This is a genomic window from Streptomyces sp. NPDC023573 (genome assembly GCF_055559735.1).
In genome coordinates this window covers 1,061,047-1,076,471 of record NZ_JBVHKB010000001.1, presented here as the reverse complement: position 1 = coordinate 1,076,471, position 15,425 = coordinate 1,061,047, and the positions used below count along the sequence as shown (strand labels likewise).

General features: G+C 71.5%; 14 protein-coding genes. All 14 read right to left on the bottom strand.

Annotation, left to right across the window (positions count from 1 at the left end):
- Window positions 1-16 precede the first annotated feature (16 nt).
- Window positions 17-769, bottom strand: coding sequence for a phosphodiesterase (locus ACZ32T_RS04815; protein ID WP_467262818.1), 753 nt, complete (start codon window positions 767-769; stop codon window positions 17-19).
- Entirely contained in the window at window positions 766-1,746 is a 981-nt protein-coding gene (locus ACZ32T_RS04810) for an EamA/RhaT family transporter (RefSeq protein ID WP_467262817.1), read from the bottom strand. Before ACZ32T_RS04810 ends, ACZ32T_RS04815 begins: the two co-directional genes overlap by 4 nt.
- Complete coding sequence (locus ACZ32T_RS04805; RefSeq protein WP_467365344.1) at window positions 1,736-2,995, bottom strand: ATP-grasp domain-containing protein; 1,260 nt, start codon at window positions 2,993-2,995, stop codon at window positions 1,736-1,738. Before ACZ32T_RS04805 ends, ACZ32T_RS04810 begins: the two co-directional genes overlap by 11 nt.
- A 61-nt stretch (window positions 2,996-3,056) precedes the next feature.
- The gene (locus tag ACZ32T_RS04800) at window positions 3,057-4,424 is read right to left on the bottom strand and encodes a cation:proton antiporter (protein ID WP_467262815.1); all 1,368 of its coding nucleotides are present in this window, start codon (window positions 4,422-4,424) and stop codon (window positions 3,057-3,059) included.
- Window positions 4,411-4,938 (bottom strand): dCTP deaminase, encoded by a 528-nt coding sequence (locus ACZ32T_RS04795; protein WP_467262814.1) that lies wholly within the window; start codon window positions 4,936-4,938, stop codon window positions 4,411-4,413. Before ACZ32T_RS04795 ends, ACZ32T_RS04800 begins: the two co-directional genes overlap by 14 nt.
- Complete coding sequence (locus ACZ32T_RS04790) at window positions 4,935-5,498, bottom strand: hypothetical protein (RefSeq protein WP_467365342.1); 564 nt, start codon at window positions 5,496-5,498, stop codon at window positions 4,935-4,937. Before ACZ32T_RS04790 ends, ACZ32T_RS04795 begins: the two co-directional genes overlap by 4 nt.
- Complete coding sequence (locus tag ACZ32T_RS04785) at window positions 5,495-6,568, bottom strand: hypothetical protein (protein WP_467365340.1); 1,074 nt, start codon at window positions 6,566-6,568, stop codon at window positions 5,495-5,497. The genes ACZ32T_RS04790 and ACZ32T_RS04785 overlap by 4 nt, the downstream gene beginning before the upstream one ends.
- Window positions 6,569-6,585: 17 nt before the next feature.
- Window positions 6,586-7,020, bottom strand: coding sequence for a type II toxin-antitoxin system RatA family toxin (locus ACZ32T_RS04780; protein WP_467365338.1), 435 nt, complete (start codon window positions 7,018-7,020; stop codon window positions 6,586-6,588).
- A gap of 100 nt (window positions 7,021-7,120) precedes the next feature.
- A complete protein-coding gene (locus ACZ32T_RS04775) occupies window positions 7,121-7,735 on the bottom strand; it encodes a DUF6031 family protein (protein WP_467262810.1) in 615 nt (204 codons plus the stop codon).
- A complete protein-coding gene (locus tag ACZ32T_RS04770) occupies window positions 7,732-8,841 on the bottom strand; it encodes a DUF6001 family protein (RefSeq protein WP_467365336.1) in 1,110 nt (369 codons plus the stop codon). Before ACZ32T_RS04770 ends, ACZ32T_RS04775 begins: the two co-directional genes overlap by 4 nt.
- Before the next feature lie 5 nt (window positions 8,842-8,846).
- Complete coding sequence (locus tag ACZ32T_RS04765; RefSeq protein WP_467262808.1) at window positions 8,847-10,538, bottom strand: alkaline phosphatase family protein; 1,692 nt, start codon at window positions 10,536-10,538, stop codon at window positions 8,847-8,849.
- The gene (locus ACZ32T_RS04760) at window positions 10,535-11,317 is read right to left on the bottom strand and encodes an HAD-IIA family hydrolase (protein ID WP_467365333.1); all 783 of its coding nucleotides are present in this window, start codon (window positions 11,315-11,317) and stop codon (window positions 10,535-10,537) included. The genes ACZ32T_RS04765 and ACZ32T_RS04760 overlap by 4 nt, the downstream gene beginning before the upstream one ends.
- Window positions 11,317-12,570, bottom strand: coding sequence for a hypothetical protein (locus ACZ32T_RS04755; RefSeq protein WP_467262806.1), 1,254 nt, complete (start codon window positions 12,568-12,570; stop codon window positions 11,317-11,319). Before ACZ32T_RS04755 ends, ACZ32T_RS04760 begins: the two co-directional genes overlap by 1 nt.
- On the bottom strand, window positions 12,567-15,074 hold the full coding sequence (locus tag ACZ32T_RS04750; protein WP_467365331.1) for a dCTP deaminase domain-containing protein: 2,508 nt from the start codon (window positions 15,072-15,074) through the stop codon (window positions 12,567-12,569). Before ACZ32T_RS04750 ends, ACZ32T_RS04755 begins: the two co-directional genes overlap by 4 nt.
- Window positions 15,075-15,425 lie beyond the last annotated feature (351 nt).

Here is a 15,425-nt window from a genome sequence, read left to right as displayed (position 1 = left end):
GCGCGCGGGGTGCGGGTCACACCACGCGGACGTGGCTCGTCAGTCTTCCCTCCTCGTAGAGGTGGAAGACGAGTGAGGGCGGCGCGGCGTGGGTCTTCCAGGAGGAGTCCGGGCCCTGTTCCCAGGGCATGAGCGCGGACGACACGATGCCTGGGGCGCAGAGCAGCGGGCGGCCGGCGAAGGTGGTCGCCGCCGCCGTGTGCGCGTGGCCGCAGAGCACGGCGACCACCTGCGGGTGACGTGCCAGGACCTTCGCCAGGGCGTCCGGTCCGCGCAGCCCGATGCGGTCGATGTAGGGCAGGCCGAGCGGCGCGGGCGGGTGGTGGAAGGCGACGAAGGCCGGGCTGCCGGGGGCCGCGGCGAGCGTGTCGTCCAGCCACTCCAGCGTCTCCGGTTCCAGCAGGCCCTCCGGCCGGCCGGGCACCGACGAGTCGCACATCAGGACCCGGACCCCGTCCGGTCCGACGGCCCGGACCTCGTTGACGGGAGCCGTGCCGCTCCCGCCGAGCAGCACCTGCCGGTACTCCGGGCGGGAGTCGTGGTTGCCGGGGCAGAGCAGTACGGGGCCGCGCTCGTACAGCGGGGCGAGGACATCGCGCGCCTGGCGGTACTCCGCCGCGCTGCCCCGGTCGGTGATGTCGCCGGTGACCAGCGTGGCGTCGACCGTGCCGGGCAGCCCGGTGAGGTGGGAGACGGCCCGGCGGGCGCGGTCGGCGGTCTCCTCGGTGCCGTCCAGGTGCAGGTCGCTGAGGTGGGCCAGGACCGTCATGTCCTGGCCTCCGTCCGGGCCGACGGGCCGGGCGCGGGTTCGTCGGCCTTCCGCCGGTCGGCCCGCCAGCGGGCCCAGGTGCCCAGACACATGGCGAGGGAGATCGCGAGGAGGCCGTAGAGAGTGCCCTGCGACTGGTGGAGCCTCGGGTCGGCGAACTGGACCGCGTAGGTGATCAGCAGGTTCGTCCCGAACAGCATCGACACCGTGATCGGCTCGGTCCGTACGATGCCCTGCTGGAGCAGGTACAGCGAGATGATCACCCCGACGAGGCTGATCGCGAGGATCGCGCCCACGTTGTCGGGGGAGTACGCGCCGAAGCTGTCGCGCACCAGCAGGATGACGAAGGTCGAGACGATCAGAGCCACGAACCGCGAGGCCATCATCTGCCGCACGGACATCCCCGCGTCGCCGAGCCGCTTCGTGTAGTAGGTCACGCCCGACAGGGAAACGGAGGTCAGGACGCACATCACGACCCCGAAGACCAGCTCCCCGGCCGGTACGTCCCCGATGGCCGACCCGCCGCCGGACGCCATGACCAGCAGATACGCCATCGCGACCAGCATCGCGCCGGCCGCGACCAGTTCGAGCGGAAGCGCCCGGGTGCCGGGCCGGAGCTTGAAGCCGAGCGCGATCGTGATGGCCGGCCCCAGCCCGATGATCACCGAGTTGGCCATGGCCGGTTCGAGGACGGTGAAGGCGTACAGCACCGCGATCCAGCAGACCGCGGTGGAGAGGTTGAGCATCACCACGTCCGGCAGACAGCGCCTGACAGCGGCCCACAGGCCCCGCTTGTCCCGCAGGGTGAAGAAGTAGAAGGCCTGCGCCACCACGAAGGAGTTGAAGGCGATGAACTCCGGTGAGAGGTCCTGGACGAGGGCGCCCTCGAAGACCGACTTGGTGGAGTTGATGACGCAGTAGCCCAGCACCAGCAGTGTGCCGGCGGCCTGGGCCAGGCGGCGGCGGTCAGACGACATCGTAGAAGCCCTCCCCGTCGAGGTAACGCGCCGTCATGTAGTCGTGGACGACGACGCCTTCCACCTCGTGCAGGAGGTGTACGAGCATCGGGTAGGTGATGTCGTTCACCGTCCGGGACATCTCCTCGCCGGGCCGTACCTTCAACAGAATGTCGTGGAAGCTCTCCAGCGCCCGCAGCTCCGCCATCTTCGGGTAGTCGAGGAGCTTGCCCCCGTCGGGCGCGATCATGTTGACGCAGGTGGCGTGCCGGGCGACCTCGTAGTCGGTGTGCCGGCGGGCCTCGAACGCCTCGGGGTCCGTGTACGCCCGCACCGTCCACTCCAGCTGGCTCTCACCGATCGCCGCCCCGGTCAGCACCGGGAGCATGGCCCCGCAGACCCGGGCGCCGGTCTCGACCAGGCGGGGGCCCTCGGGGGTCAGCTTCAGCTCGGTGTGGGCCGGGCCGTTGCGGATGCCGAGCGCGTCCAGCACCGAGAAGGCGTACTCCGTCAGCAGATCCTGCTCCGGGCCCCGGCGCACCATCAGGGACGACCCGCCGAGCAGATCGCGGACGCCGTTCACGCCGAGGTGCTGCGTCTTCCACACGTCGCACACGTAGTGCTCGCCGTCCAGGCTGACCGTGTTGACGTAGTACTCGGCCCCCACGAGGTACTCCTGGGCGACCACGGCGTCGTTGCGCAGCCCGAGCGCGCTCTCGGCGCCGACGAGCGCCTCGAAGGAAGCCCGTACGGCGTCACGGGTGCCGCAGAAGGACACCCCGTCGTTCAGCGCGCTGCGGACCGGCTTGAGGACCACGGTCCGCTCGGTGTCGCCGTACCAGTCCAGCAGTGCGTCCAGGTCGGTGGCCAGGATCTGGTCGGCGGCCGGCACACCGGCGGCCTTGACGGTCTCCACCATGTGGAACTTGTCCCGGCGGGCGTTGCTGAGCGCGGTGCCGTTGGTCCGCAGCCCCAGCGCCTCGCTGAGGACGTCGGCCAGCTCGACCCCGATCTCCGCGCCGGGCAGCAGGGCGACGGGGGCGTACGGCGCGAGGGCGGCCAGGGTCCGGGCCGTGTCGCCGGTGTGCACGACGGTCGCGGAGAAGTCGTCGGGCCGGAAGGACGGACCGAAGGCGGCCGGCGGCCGCTCCAGGCTCTGGACGTGCACGCAGTCGAAACCCTGGGCGCGGAACAGCGGTGCCAGATGGCTGGCGGAGGAGTAGGCGTCGACTATCGCGACGACCGGACGGTGGCCTTGAGGGGCGTTCACGCGAGATTCCTTCACTGGTATGCGGGGGGAAAACAGCCGGGGGCGGGCGCCGGTGCGCGGGTCAGCCGCCCTCGGCCCTCACCGGCACACTGGCACTCTCGTCCCGCCGCCGAGGTGCGAACGCCTCGTCCGTGACGAACGCCCCACGGGAGACGGCCCGTTCGAGCCACCAGCCCGCGATCTGCGAGGTGACGATCGCAGTGAGCACCAGGGTGGTGAAGAACGAGGCGTTGACGATGCCCGCGTCGAAGGAGACCGTGGCCAGGACGATGCCGGGCCCGCCCCGGGCGTTCAGGGCGATCGCGAGATCGAGCGATTCGAGCTTCGGCCGTTTCGCGAGCCGCGCCCCGGCGTAGGCGCTGAGGGCCTTCGCCGCACAGGCCAGCAGGATGAAACCCGCGGTGAACCACAGGTCGAAGGAGTGCACCAGGTCCAGCTTGAGGCCGACCGTCGCGAAGTAGACGGGGATGAAGAAGCCGGCGGCGAACCCCCGTACCTGGCCCAGGGAGTCGCTCTGCGGGCTCCGCGCCGTCAGGCCGGAGAGCAGGCCCACGACGAACGCGCCGAACATGGGGGCGACGCCCAGGAACACGCAGCCCGCCGACACCGCCAGGAGCACGGCCATCCGCACGGCGACCGTGTCCAGACGCCTGCCCGGCGTACCGCCACCGGGCTGCTTCGGCGCGGTCCCTGCCCAAGGCCGCCGGCGTATCACCACGGCCACCAGCGCCATCAGCCCGAAGAAGGCCACCGACGCCACCGAGTGATAGGCGGCGGACGCGTCCGCCGAGGTGACGCCCAGGACATGGGCGAGACCGAAGCCGGACCCCTGGCTGCCCGCGACCATGCCGAGCGCCACGGAGATGATGACGTTCAGGATCACGTCCTCGACCACCGCGACCGACAGCACGGTCCGGGCGAACCGGGTCCGGATGATGCCGAGATCGAGCATGATCCGGGAGATCACCGGGATGCTGGTCACGGCGATCGCGCAGGTCAGGATCAGGGTCAGCGCCGTCACGTCGTCCGCGGGCCCCAGGAGGCTCCCGATGTCGATGGCCCGCACGGCCAGCAGGCCGATCGCGAAGGGCACCGCCATCCCGGCCAGCGCGATCAGCGCGACGGACCGGCCGTCCCGCCGGGAGAAGACCGTACGCATCTCCGCGCCCGCCGTGAACATCAGCAGCAGCATCCCGAGCTGGTAGACCAGCGACGGACCGAAGGCCACCGGGCCCTCGGAGGGGAACAGCCAGGCCTCCGCCCGGGGCAGCAGCTGGCCCAGCACCGTCGGTCCCAGAAGCAGCCCGCCGAGGATCTCCCCGATCACCGGAGGCTGCCGGAAGCGGGCGAAGAGCCGTCCCATGGTGTGCGCCGCCACCAGCAGCAGGGCGATGGCGGCCAGGACCCGGAACAGTTCAGTCTGTGACATGGACGTCCAGACTCAGACGGGAGGCCACGGCGGAGGTGGAGCCCGTGTACTTGCCGTCGTAGCCGATCGGTTCGCCCTGCATCGCCCAGAAGGCGAGCTTGCCGATCACCATTCCGGCATAGACCCGCACAGGGTGGGCGACCTTCATCTCCAGCGTCCAGGGGAACACCGCCCCGCTGTGCCCGAGCGGGGCGGAGAACTGGATCCAGATGCCGAGGGTCGAGGTGGACCGGCAGGCGTACAGGGTGGCCGCGTAGTGCGGGCTGCCCATGGCCTCCATGGTGCCGCCGAGATAGAGGCGGCCGGGTTCGAGGATCATCCCCTCGGGGCCGATCGTCGCCTGGGCGGGCTTCGGCGGCTCGAAGCAGTCGATCACGTCCTGCTCGTACCAGAGGATCTCCTCGGCGAGCCGGAAGCCGTAGCTGTTCGGCTCCAGGCGCTCCGGGGTGAAGTCGTCGATGTGGATCCGTCCGGCCCGCGTCTCGGCCAGGATCTCCGGCCCGCTCAGGATCACAGCCAGCTCCCCAGCAGCGCGTGGACGGCCGACCTGTAGGTGTCCAGGTCCGCACTGTTGTCGATCACCGCGTCCGGGGTGATCAGGTCGATCTCGCGGGTCGAGCTGTCGGCACGGGACGGGTCCCCCCGGCCGGCCAGCCTGGCCTGGCGCAGTCCCTCGTCGCAGGTGACGCGCAGGACGCGGAAGCCCTGTGCGCGCAGGGCCGGGGCGTCCACATGCGGGTCGCGCAGATCGTCGTTGACGACCAGACCGGTGGTGTCGGCCCCGGCGAGCCGGGAGGTGAAGTCCGCGACGAGCGAGTCGGGGCGGATCCGCCGCATCGCACCGGCGAGCGCCTCCATCAGGACCTGGTCCTGAGCGCCCTCCCGGAGGGGGGCACCGGCCCGCCGGTACACCTGCGCCTGGAGGTCGTACAGGGGCGCGGCGAGCTTGATCCGGGCGTGGGCCAGGCCCTTGTCCCGCGCGTACTCCTCGATGAGCGAGGCGCAGGTGGACTTGCCCGCACCGGCCAGGCCCACCACGGATATCCGGAGGCCAGGACGGGTGTCGCCGGTCATCGCACGTCCTCCTTCGGCGCGGTGCGGCCCAGGACGGCGTCCGGGTCGACGTCGAGGGTGCCGCGCAGCCGCACCATGTCGACGGAGGCGAGGGGGGCGCGCAGCCCGGCCAGGCCCTGGTAGAACGCCGCGTAGTCGGGGACGAGATAGGTCTGCCAGGTGAAGAAGGTGGTGTCGGACTGGCGGTCCACGATCTTGTTCAGGTGGGCCCAGCGCTCGTTGTCGTCCGTCAGGCGGCGTACGGTCAGCGGCTCCCCGGGGACGACCTCCGGCAGCAGCAGCGCGGCCAGTCGCTTCGGTCCGGCCGTGAACTCCGAGCCGAGCCAGGCCTCGAAGACGTCCGGGTCGATGAGGATCTTGTGGCCGGGGTCGTACGTGTCGACCAGCGGGTCGACCTCGTCGCGGACCAGCTGCTCCAGCCGCGGGTCCGCGCGGATCGTGCCGACCCCCACGTACGGGTAGTCGCGCCACGGGTGGACGATCACCTCCCCGTCCTCGACCGTGCAGAAGAGCTTGTCGCCCGTGAAGTACCGCCAGCCCGGCCGGCGCAGGGCCGAGAGCAGCGTGGTGGTCTTCCCCGCGCCCTTGGGCCCGGCGATGATCACCGCGTCGCCGTCCCGGTGCAGCCCGGACGCGTGCAGCACCACGGTGCCCAGGCTCTCCTCGTGCCGGATGACGAGATCGCGTACGAAGTCGAGGACCTGCACCGTGGACCGCTCCGTGACGCGCACCAGGAAGGCGGTGTCCTTGGCGGTGTCGGCGGGGGCGTCCAGCAGGGTGTCCCGGTTGACGTACCGGTGCCGGCCGTCGGTGTCCACGCGGTGCGCGTCGAAGTTGAACTCGGCGGCGTTGCTGCGCCGGATGACCGACTGCGGCAGCTCCCACACCTCGGGGGCCACGTCCGTGTCCGGGTCGTAGGAGCGTACGTCGACCGAGAAGGTGACCTCGCCGGCCGGGGCCGGTCCGAGGAGGTGCCGGAAGAAGCGGCGCACGGGACCGAAGGCGTCCTCCGCGTCCTCGGCCACGTCGAACCGTACGGTCGTGTGCAGGAAGTTCAGGTAGACACTCATGCTCGGGTCGCTCTCTGTCAGGCGGCGCAGGCCGTGAGGGCGCGCAGCAGTTCGTCGGCGTGGGCGCGGAAGGACTGTGACCAGATGGGGTCGAGCAGCGGTGCCAGGCCGTCGACCCCCAGGGAGTAGGTGAGACCGAGCGACACCCGGGTGCCGGCGGTGTCCGGGGCCAGCGACCACTCGCCCGACAGGCTCTCCAGGTCGCCCGTGGTCTGTTCGAACCACAGCCGCAACCCGGGACCCGCGGCCTCGCGTTGGGTCCAGGTCACCTCGCTGCCGTTGAGCAGCACGGTCCACTCGCTCGTGCGGAACGTCCGCTCCCGCGTGGCCAGGGACCGTACGGAAACCACGTGCCGGGCTCGGGACGTCACCAGGGAACCGTCCTTGACCAGCGTCCAGACCTGCTCCGGGGTCCGGTCCTGGATCAGCGTCTCCGCCTGAACCGTGGGCATGTGTACCTCGCTCTCGTGTGGGCGGTCCGAGGACCAGGGGATGTCAGGTGCCTGGGGCCTCTCGTCCGGATCAAGGCCGGCCTGATCCGGACGAAAGGTCCTAAGCCGCTTTCATGAGCGGGGCGAGGAACCCGATGTCGAGGCCCGCCGCGCGGGCGAGCTCCGCCCAGACCCGCAGGGTCCGCAGCATGTCCCGCTGCCCCTCGGCGACCAGCCGGTCGGGCAGCTCCCCCGGGAAGCCGTCCAGCAGCCGCTCCCACAGCACGTAGATCTCGTCCACGGCGCACGCTCCGCCGCCGAACTCCTCGTGCAGGCCGAAGACGGCGGCCAGTTCGGGGCCGCTCGCGTCGACGACCTCACGCATCCCGTACTCCAGCGCCAGGGCCAGGCAGTGCCCGTCGTCCACGGGGGCCCGCCCCGCCAGACGCTGGTCGATGTCGAGCAGCTGCTCCAGGAAGCGGAGCTTCGCGGCCTGCTGCATCTGCGGCTGCTCGGTACCCCCTTCGAGGTCCTCGACGTACGCCCGTCCCTCCGCCAGCATCAGCCAGGCGGCCTGCACCCAGGCCTCGACGGCCTGCGGCCCCGCCATGACGTGCCCGGCCCGCACCGAGGGGAAGGCGATGAGCTCCTCCGCACCGCGTGGTGTGTGCGACGCCCGGCCGCGGTTCTCGGTCATCTGCGACTCACCCCTGTCTGCTGCTGTGTGTGCGGTCATCGCCCGGTCTCCTCACCGAGGTAGCCGATCCGCAGCCGGGCCGCGCCCGCCCGCAGGGCCCTCAGCAGGGTCGCGGCCGCGTGCGCGCCGAGCCCTGCCGGCTCGTCCAGACCCACCGGGGCGCCGGTGAACGGCAGCTCCGACGTGGCTCCGGTCCCTGGGAGCACCACCCCGCCGCCCGGGCCCAGGGCGATCGTGGCGCCGGGCAGGAAGCCGTGCACGCCGCCGGTGGGTTCCACCCGCACCGTGACGCCACCGCCCGTCCCGGTGGCGCGTACAGCGGCCAGGACCATGTCCGTGAACGGTGCGGCCAGCGGCTCACCGGCCATCGACGGGCCGAGGAAGGTGTGGACGTCCTTGCGGAGCTCCTCCAGACGCAGGGCGACCGAGCGGAGGTGGTCGTCGTTCCGGCCGCCTTCGGCCATCAGCCTCGTCCAGCGCAGCACGTACCATTTGCGGGTGGTGTAGACGTCTCCCTGGTGCGAGAGCAGCGCGTCCATCAGGTGCAGCAGCACGTTGTAGGCGTAGCCCACCCGTCCGCGTGTCTCGCCGGCCCGCTCGGCCAGAGTGGTGTGCACGACCTGCTCGACCGCGGTGTGCAGGGCGGCCCGGCACCAGATGCGGCTGAGGGAGGGCAGGGCCCCCAGATACGGAGCGGTGCCGTCCAGCGTGATGCCGTTGACGATGCGCTCCGTCTGCTTGCGGCGTGGCTCGCGCTGCTTGTCCCAGGCGCGGAACCCGGCCACGGTCCGCTCGGGCGAGAGGGCGGCCAGCCGGTCCAGTTCGCCGAGGTTCGAGGCGAGTTCGGCCTCGCTGAAGGACACGACCTCCAGGTGGTGGCCCTGCTCGAAGATCTTGGTGGATATCCGGGGGCCGTCGACGGCCTCCCGCTGGATCCGGATGAAGTCCAGGTCACTGGTGGGGTTGGCCAGTCCGTGCACGGGTGAACTCGTCAGCAGCAGCAGCCCGTCGCCGACCTGTTGACGCATCACCCCTGACAGCCACTCCGGATCGAGGTCGCGGCCGGCCAGGAAGTCGGTCACCTCGGAGTGACGGCGGGCCGTCAGCTCGTCGGGGGACAGGACATGGGGAAAGCGGGACGGCATTGCCCTCACCTCTCGTGTGTCGGTGCGAACGGGACGGTGCGGTAAAGGGATTCGGCGGAGGGCCCCAGGCCCAGCCCGCCGAGCACCAGTGCGGCCGGCAGGGTGTTGTCGACGGGTTCCGCCGGAGTACCGGGCGCGATTCCCGGGCCGACCGCCGCGTGGACCGCGTGGAGCCTGCTGTCACCGGTGTTGACCACATGGGCCCCGGGTTTGGGGGCCGGCCGGACCACCGGGCCCTCACCCAGCAGCTCGGCGCTCGGCTGGTAGTCGTCCCTGAGGGCCACGTAGACCACCTCGCTGTCCGGCTGTGTGCCGCTGAGCGGGCGGCCGTCCGGGCCGAGGAAGGCTGCCACCACCGGGTGGCCCGTTTCCGGGTCGGTGATCGAGGAGAGCACCGCACACGCCCGCGCCATGAGGTGGCGGACCCGCACGGGATCGCCGGCGGCAGTCCCGGAGACCCACAGGGAGCCGTTGTTCGCCGGGTGGTAGAAGACCTGGGACCTGTCCGGGTCCAGACCGCCGCCGACGGCGGACGCGGCCAGTCCCGCCCCCACCAGCTGATCGTTGAGGTGCACCAGACGGTTGCTGCCGACCATGCCGTGATCGGACCCCAGGACCACGGTGTCCTCCTCGCGGGCCCCGTCGAGCACCTGCCCCAGGATGGCGTCCGACCACGCGTAGCAGCGCCGGACGTACGACCAGACCCGCTCGGCGATGTCGGGGCGGTGCGCCGCGCTGCGCTCGTCGCACCAGCCCAGGAACTCGTGGCCCACGTCATCGGTCATCGGCAGGTAGACGACCACCAGGTCCGCGTCGTGCGTCTCCAGGACCGCCTCGGCCGCGGCCCCGAACGAACGGGCGACGCACTCCACCGAGGAGAGGAAGACCTCCTCGGCGGAGCCGTCCCCGCCCTCGGCCAGCCGGGGCCCGAACGTCGCCCGGCGGTAGAGCGGCCCGACCCCCTCGCCCGCGAACGGGAGGCACTGTGCGAGGCGGTGCAGACTCTTCGCATTGCGCCCGCCGGTCCGTGTCCGCCAGATCCCCGTGTGCACCACCACGAGCCGGCCGTCCACCCGGACGCACCGCACCCAGGTCCCGTTGTAGCGGTCCAGCCCGAACGGCCGCCACGGAGCTCCGGGCACGAGAAGCAGCTGCTCGTTCCCGGTCACCCGCACCTGCTGCGACGCGTCCGGGCCTTCCTCGGCCCGGACCGCCACCTCGTACGGGCCGATGTCCCAGCGGTGTGTCTCCCGGCCGCGGTCCAGGACGAGCCGTGCGTGCCGGGTCAGCCGGTCGCTGTAGGCCTCCACCGCGCTGTCCACGTGCGGCCCGACCCGGCCGTCGGCGCCGAAGACCCAGGGAGCGTGGACGAGCGCGCTCGTCAGATCGTTCTCGGACATCGCCTCCCACACCGGCGGCGCCGCCGGGAAGCCCGGCGCGAATCCGCTGACATGGCTGGCGACGCCGTCCCCGGCGCCCGGCACGGTGAACCCGGTGACCTGGTGCTCGGCCGGCCAGGTGCCGGTGAACAGTGTGGCCAGGGACGGCGGGGTCTGGCAGTTGGGGCGGGCCGGCCGTGCCGCGGCGAACACACCGCGCTCCCGCATCCGGGTCACGGACGGCAGCGCACCCTCACGCTCCAGCCGGTCCACCACCCAGTGGGCCCCGGCGTCCCAGACCACCCAGTAGACCGTCATGCAACGCCCCACTCCCGCAGGAGCCGCGGCAGCTCTGCCACGGAGTCCAGCTCGGCGGACGCCTGCCCCGTCAGCCCTTCCGCCCGCTGGTCCTCGTACTTGCCGGTGCGGACCTGGACGGTGCGGAAGCCCGCGGCCCGGCCTCCCGCGATGTCGGTCGTGGCGTCGTCACCGACCACGACGCACTCCGCTGCCGGCACGTCCAGGGAGCCGGCCGCGAGCGCGAAGAAGTCGGCAGAGGGTTTCCCCAGCACCCTCGCCTCGGCCCCGGAGGCGTACGTGATGGCCGCCACCACCGCACCGGTGTCCAGGTGGTCGCCGTCGGCCCGTTTGAAGTAGCGGCCTGTCTGCAGGGCGATCAGCCGGGCCCCGTCCCGTACGGCGCGGAAGGCCCCGTCCAGTGCGGCGTAGTCCAGCGTGTCCCGGCAGTCGCCGATCAGCACGTGGCTGTACGGCGGTTCCCCGGCCAGGGTCGGCAGCACCTCGCGCAGCTCCCGCGACACGAGCGGATAGGTGCGGGCACCGGCCGCCGTCAGCAGCCGGGCCGCCGCCACGACAGGGGTGAACAGCTCGTCCGACGCCACCGTCAGGCCGTATTCCTCCAGCTCCCGCCGGATCCGCTCCGAGGGTTTGGAGTCGGTGTTGGTCAGGAAACGCAGCCCCACCCCCAGGTCCCGCAGTGCGTCCACCGCCCGGGCCGCCCCGTCGATCACCGCGCCCCGGGCGTAGAGCGTGCCCTCCAGGTCGAGCAGTACGGCACGCACGGGGGTGCCCGGCATCAGCCGGCCTTCCGGGCGAGCCGGGGCCGGGCCGCGACGGCGTCCTTGAGGAAGGTGCGCTTGGAGTAGAAGCCACGCCGGTCGTCGAGGCCGTGCGCGCGCAGGAACGCCTCCAGCCAGCTCACGATCTCGTCCATCTCGGCCAGCACCGCGGCCTCGTCGGGCGGAACGGCGACCCGGCTGCGCAGATACTCCAGTTCGCACTGGTTGAGCGTCACCTCGTGGTCCTCGACCAGACTGCAGTGGTCGAAGAAGACGCCGTAGACGTGTCCGGTGCGCACCGACTCGAAGTTGACGTCGTAGCGGACGCGGCGGAAGGAGGGCAGGCGGACGGCCTCCACCTCCAGCTCCTCGCGGATGTACCGCTCGAAACCGCCGTCGTCCGTCACGTCCAGCCCGTACGTGTGGCTCTCCCGGCGGTCGAAGGTGTCCTCGGCGTACCACTTCCGCTTGAGGAGGTGCTTTCCGTCGGTGGTGGGGATGAAGGAGACGTAACCGGCCTCGGCCTCGGTGGGGCCGGTCACCTCGAAGAGGTGGTTGAGGTAGTCCCACGCCTGGTACTCGTCCCGGTACTCCATGACATAGCCGGGCAGACCGCCCCCGAGCAGGTTGCCGTACAGCTCGACCGTCAGCGTCCAGATGTCCACCGGCGGGCTGAGGGTGTACTTGTACTCCAGCTCCTGGCCGTCGAAGCACTTGCGGTAGTACCGCTGGTGGTTGTTGAGGAGGAGGAACTGTCCGGCGTGCAGCCGTACCGCCTCGGGCAGCCACTCGAGCTCCTCGACGCCGGCCGTGGGCACCGGCTCGGGGGTGATCCGGATGAAGCAGGCGTCCTCCGCCAGGAAGCGGATCTGGCTGTGCACATGGGCCCGGTCACCGTCCGCGGTGACGTAGAACAGCGGCACGAGCGGCCCGGTGTGCCCGCCGGTGACCTCGGACACCGCCGCACGCAGGGCGGCCCCCGGCAGCATGCCGGGGAAGAGCTCCTCGCCCCGGGCCTTCGTGGTGTGCCGGCGGGTTCCGTCGACGGTGCGGACGGCCGGTTCCAACGGGCCGAGCGTGTCCCAGCGCAGGACGACCGTGTTGCTCGGGAAGGCCTGCTCCACCGGGGCACCGAGCTCCACGAGGACCACCGGGTCGGTGCCGGCGAGCGGGGCGGTGCCGTTGAGGAGGTGCAGCCCGCCGAGGACCAGCCAGGACCGCCGGCCGGAGGGGACGGCCGGCGGGGCGGCGGATGTGACGGTGTCGCTCATGCGCGTTCTCCCTTGCGGCCGGTCGTCGCGACCGTGCCATCACTGATCACTGCTTCGGTTCCCTCGATCCCCTCGGCGGTCACCGCGGGAATCTCCGCCTCGCGCAGCAGGATCGCCAGGTGCCCCAGGGCGGAGCCCTGGTCGAAGACGAACCCGGCCACGTGCTCGATGAGGACGGAGAGCACCGCGTACGGCCGTGCGGCGCTGATCACGGGCTTCTCGTCGTACGAGGTGACCAGGTCGAGGATCCGGCCCAGCCCCTCGTGCTCGGTGACGTCCTTGGACTTGTCGATGGACACGGCCGGACCGATGGAGAGACGCCGCAGGACGGCGTCGTCGTCGAGGCGCAGGAGCGGCCCCCGGGCGGTCCCCGGTGAGATGCAGACCTCCCCGTGCGCGACCGTCACGTCGTCGTCGCCGAGGACCGAGTGGTCGACGAAGTACAGGACGCCCCCGTCGAAGACCCATTCCAGGGTCACGGGGCCGTGCACGGCGTGCATGGCCGCCGTGAACCGTGCGAGTTCGCCGAGGTGCGGACGCAGGGCGGCGCCGGCGCCCGGCCAGTCCGGCCCGCCCGTCCCGCCGAGGGCCGCCGCGACGTCCTCGACGACGATCGCCTCGCCGCCCGCCGTACCCCGGTTCAGGGCCATCAGGCCCTCCTCGGTGTACTCGACGACCAGCCCTCCCGCCGCCGTCCGCCGGGATATCACACCGAGCTCGCCGCGGATGAAGTCCCGCACGATCACCGTGTGCAGGTCCGTACCGTCCGCCGCGGCCCCGGTGGTCACGGCGAGCTGGCGCGGTACCTCCTCCTTGGGCACCACGATCTGGCGCAGGTTCTCCCCGAAGTCGAGAACGCACTCCCCGGTGCCGCCCGCGAGCATGTCGCGCACGGCCGCCGCGCCCTCGTGCCCGTGCAGGCCCAGGCCGTTGAAGCGCAGGACCCAGCCCGCGCCGGTGGACACCCCGTGCTCGTGGGCGAGCCGGTGCGCGGGCCCGCGCTTGGCGGTGTACCCGCTGTGCACGGCGGCCACCGCGCCCAGACCGAAGCCGGCGGGGAGGTCGTCGGCGTAGAGCCGGTGCGCCTCGGTGACCGGCTCTGCGGAGCGGCGGGCCACCTCGCGGGACGCGGTGAGCGGGCGGACCTGCACGAGGTGGACGCCTTCGGTGTCCGCGGCCCACTCGACATCCACGTCGTGCCCGCGGCTCGCGCGCAGCCGGCGTACGAGGTCCACGACCTGACGCAGCATCTCGTGCTCGGCCACGTCCCGACCGGTCCCGGCGGCCAGGGCGTCCGAGTCGGTGCGCCGGGGCACGGCGACGCCGGCGACGAGCTCGTCGGCGAGGCCCTCGACGTACTCGACGGACACCCGGCCGGCGTCGCCGTCGAGGCCGGTGAACGCAACCCCGGCGAAGTCCGGGCGGACGAGCCGCTGTACGAGGACGGCGAGGCGTGGGGCCGGGGAGAACTGGCCGGCCCGGATGCGGGCCGCCACGGCCGGGGCCTCGTAGTGCGAGCGCCAGCACGCCTCGACGGCCTCGACGGCGGCGTCCACACCGGTGACCCCGAGGACGGACGTGTGGATCCCGGCGAGGCTGGAGCTCTGGGTGTCCTCGTCCAGTCCCGAGGAACGGACGGCCAGTTCGGCCTCCGCGCCACCGGACGGCGGGAACATCTCGCCCAGCCGTGCGGCCAGCAGCTTTCTGGCCTGCTCGGGCATCCGGATCTCGGCACCGACCTTCTGGATCTTCGCCACGGAGTCGGTGAAGAAGGCTCCGACCGTGGCCTTGAGATCCGTGAAGGCGTCGGCCAGTGCCGCGTTCTGTGCGTCGGTGAGCGCGTCGGTGAACTCACCCGCGGGCACACAGAAGGCGGCCGGCACCCGGAAGTCGTGGCTGGAGGCGGCGAGCTGGGCGAACTTGGGCCCCACCTCGTCGGGGTCGAAGCTGGCGCCGAGCCCCGGGAAGCGCTGGCGGGCGAACTGCTTGTCGAAGTCGACGTGGATATCGCTGGAGCGGGGGCCCGCCGACCCCTGGTACTTGCCGTCGTAGAGGACGATCTCGCCCTGTGGCCGCCACCACATCATCTGGCCGATGCTGATGCCGGGATACACCCGGACCCTGTTCATCGTGTACAGCTGCAGGGTCCACTGGCCGGTGTACCCGATGTCGCCCAGGCTCGCGGAGAGGTTGATGAAGAGGCCGAGCCTGGCGACCGAGGAACGCGCCGCGAAGGTGGGGGCGTAGTGCTCGCTGCCCAACACCTCGATGGTGTGCGCGAGATAGAGCTTGCCGGGCTCCAGGACGTAACCGTCCTCGGAGATCTCGATCTCTTCGAAGTCGTTGGTCCGCCGGGCGTCCAGCGGCATGTTCGCGTACGTGCGCAGCGTGGTGCCGAGACGGAAGTTGTAGCTGTTCGGATTCACCTGCTCCGGCGTGAACGGCTCGATCGTGATGCGGCCGTTCGTTCGTTCTCTCTCGATTTCCGGCCCGGTGAGAATCATGGCTCGCCCCGTTCGCTCGTTCTCGTGGAAGAAGGTGTACGGACCCTTGCGGCACACCTGCGGCGGCGGGAAGGACAGCCGGCCGGCAGGAGGTGTCAGCCCCAGCCGGTGTCGTCCCCGAGAGGGCCGGCCGCGCTCGCCCGGATACCGCCGAGGGCGGTGGGAGCAGGGGTGAGGGACGTGCCCGTGGACGCTGTTGTGGGCCAGGACTTCATGTAGCTACCTTCGCTCGGGCGTAAGTTCCTGTTCACCCATCCACCGACGCAGTTTCCCGTGAGGGAGGGGTGGGGGATGAATCACCATGCCAGAGACCGCAGAGGAATGAGCGGGGACGGGGGATCAGCAAGCTGC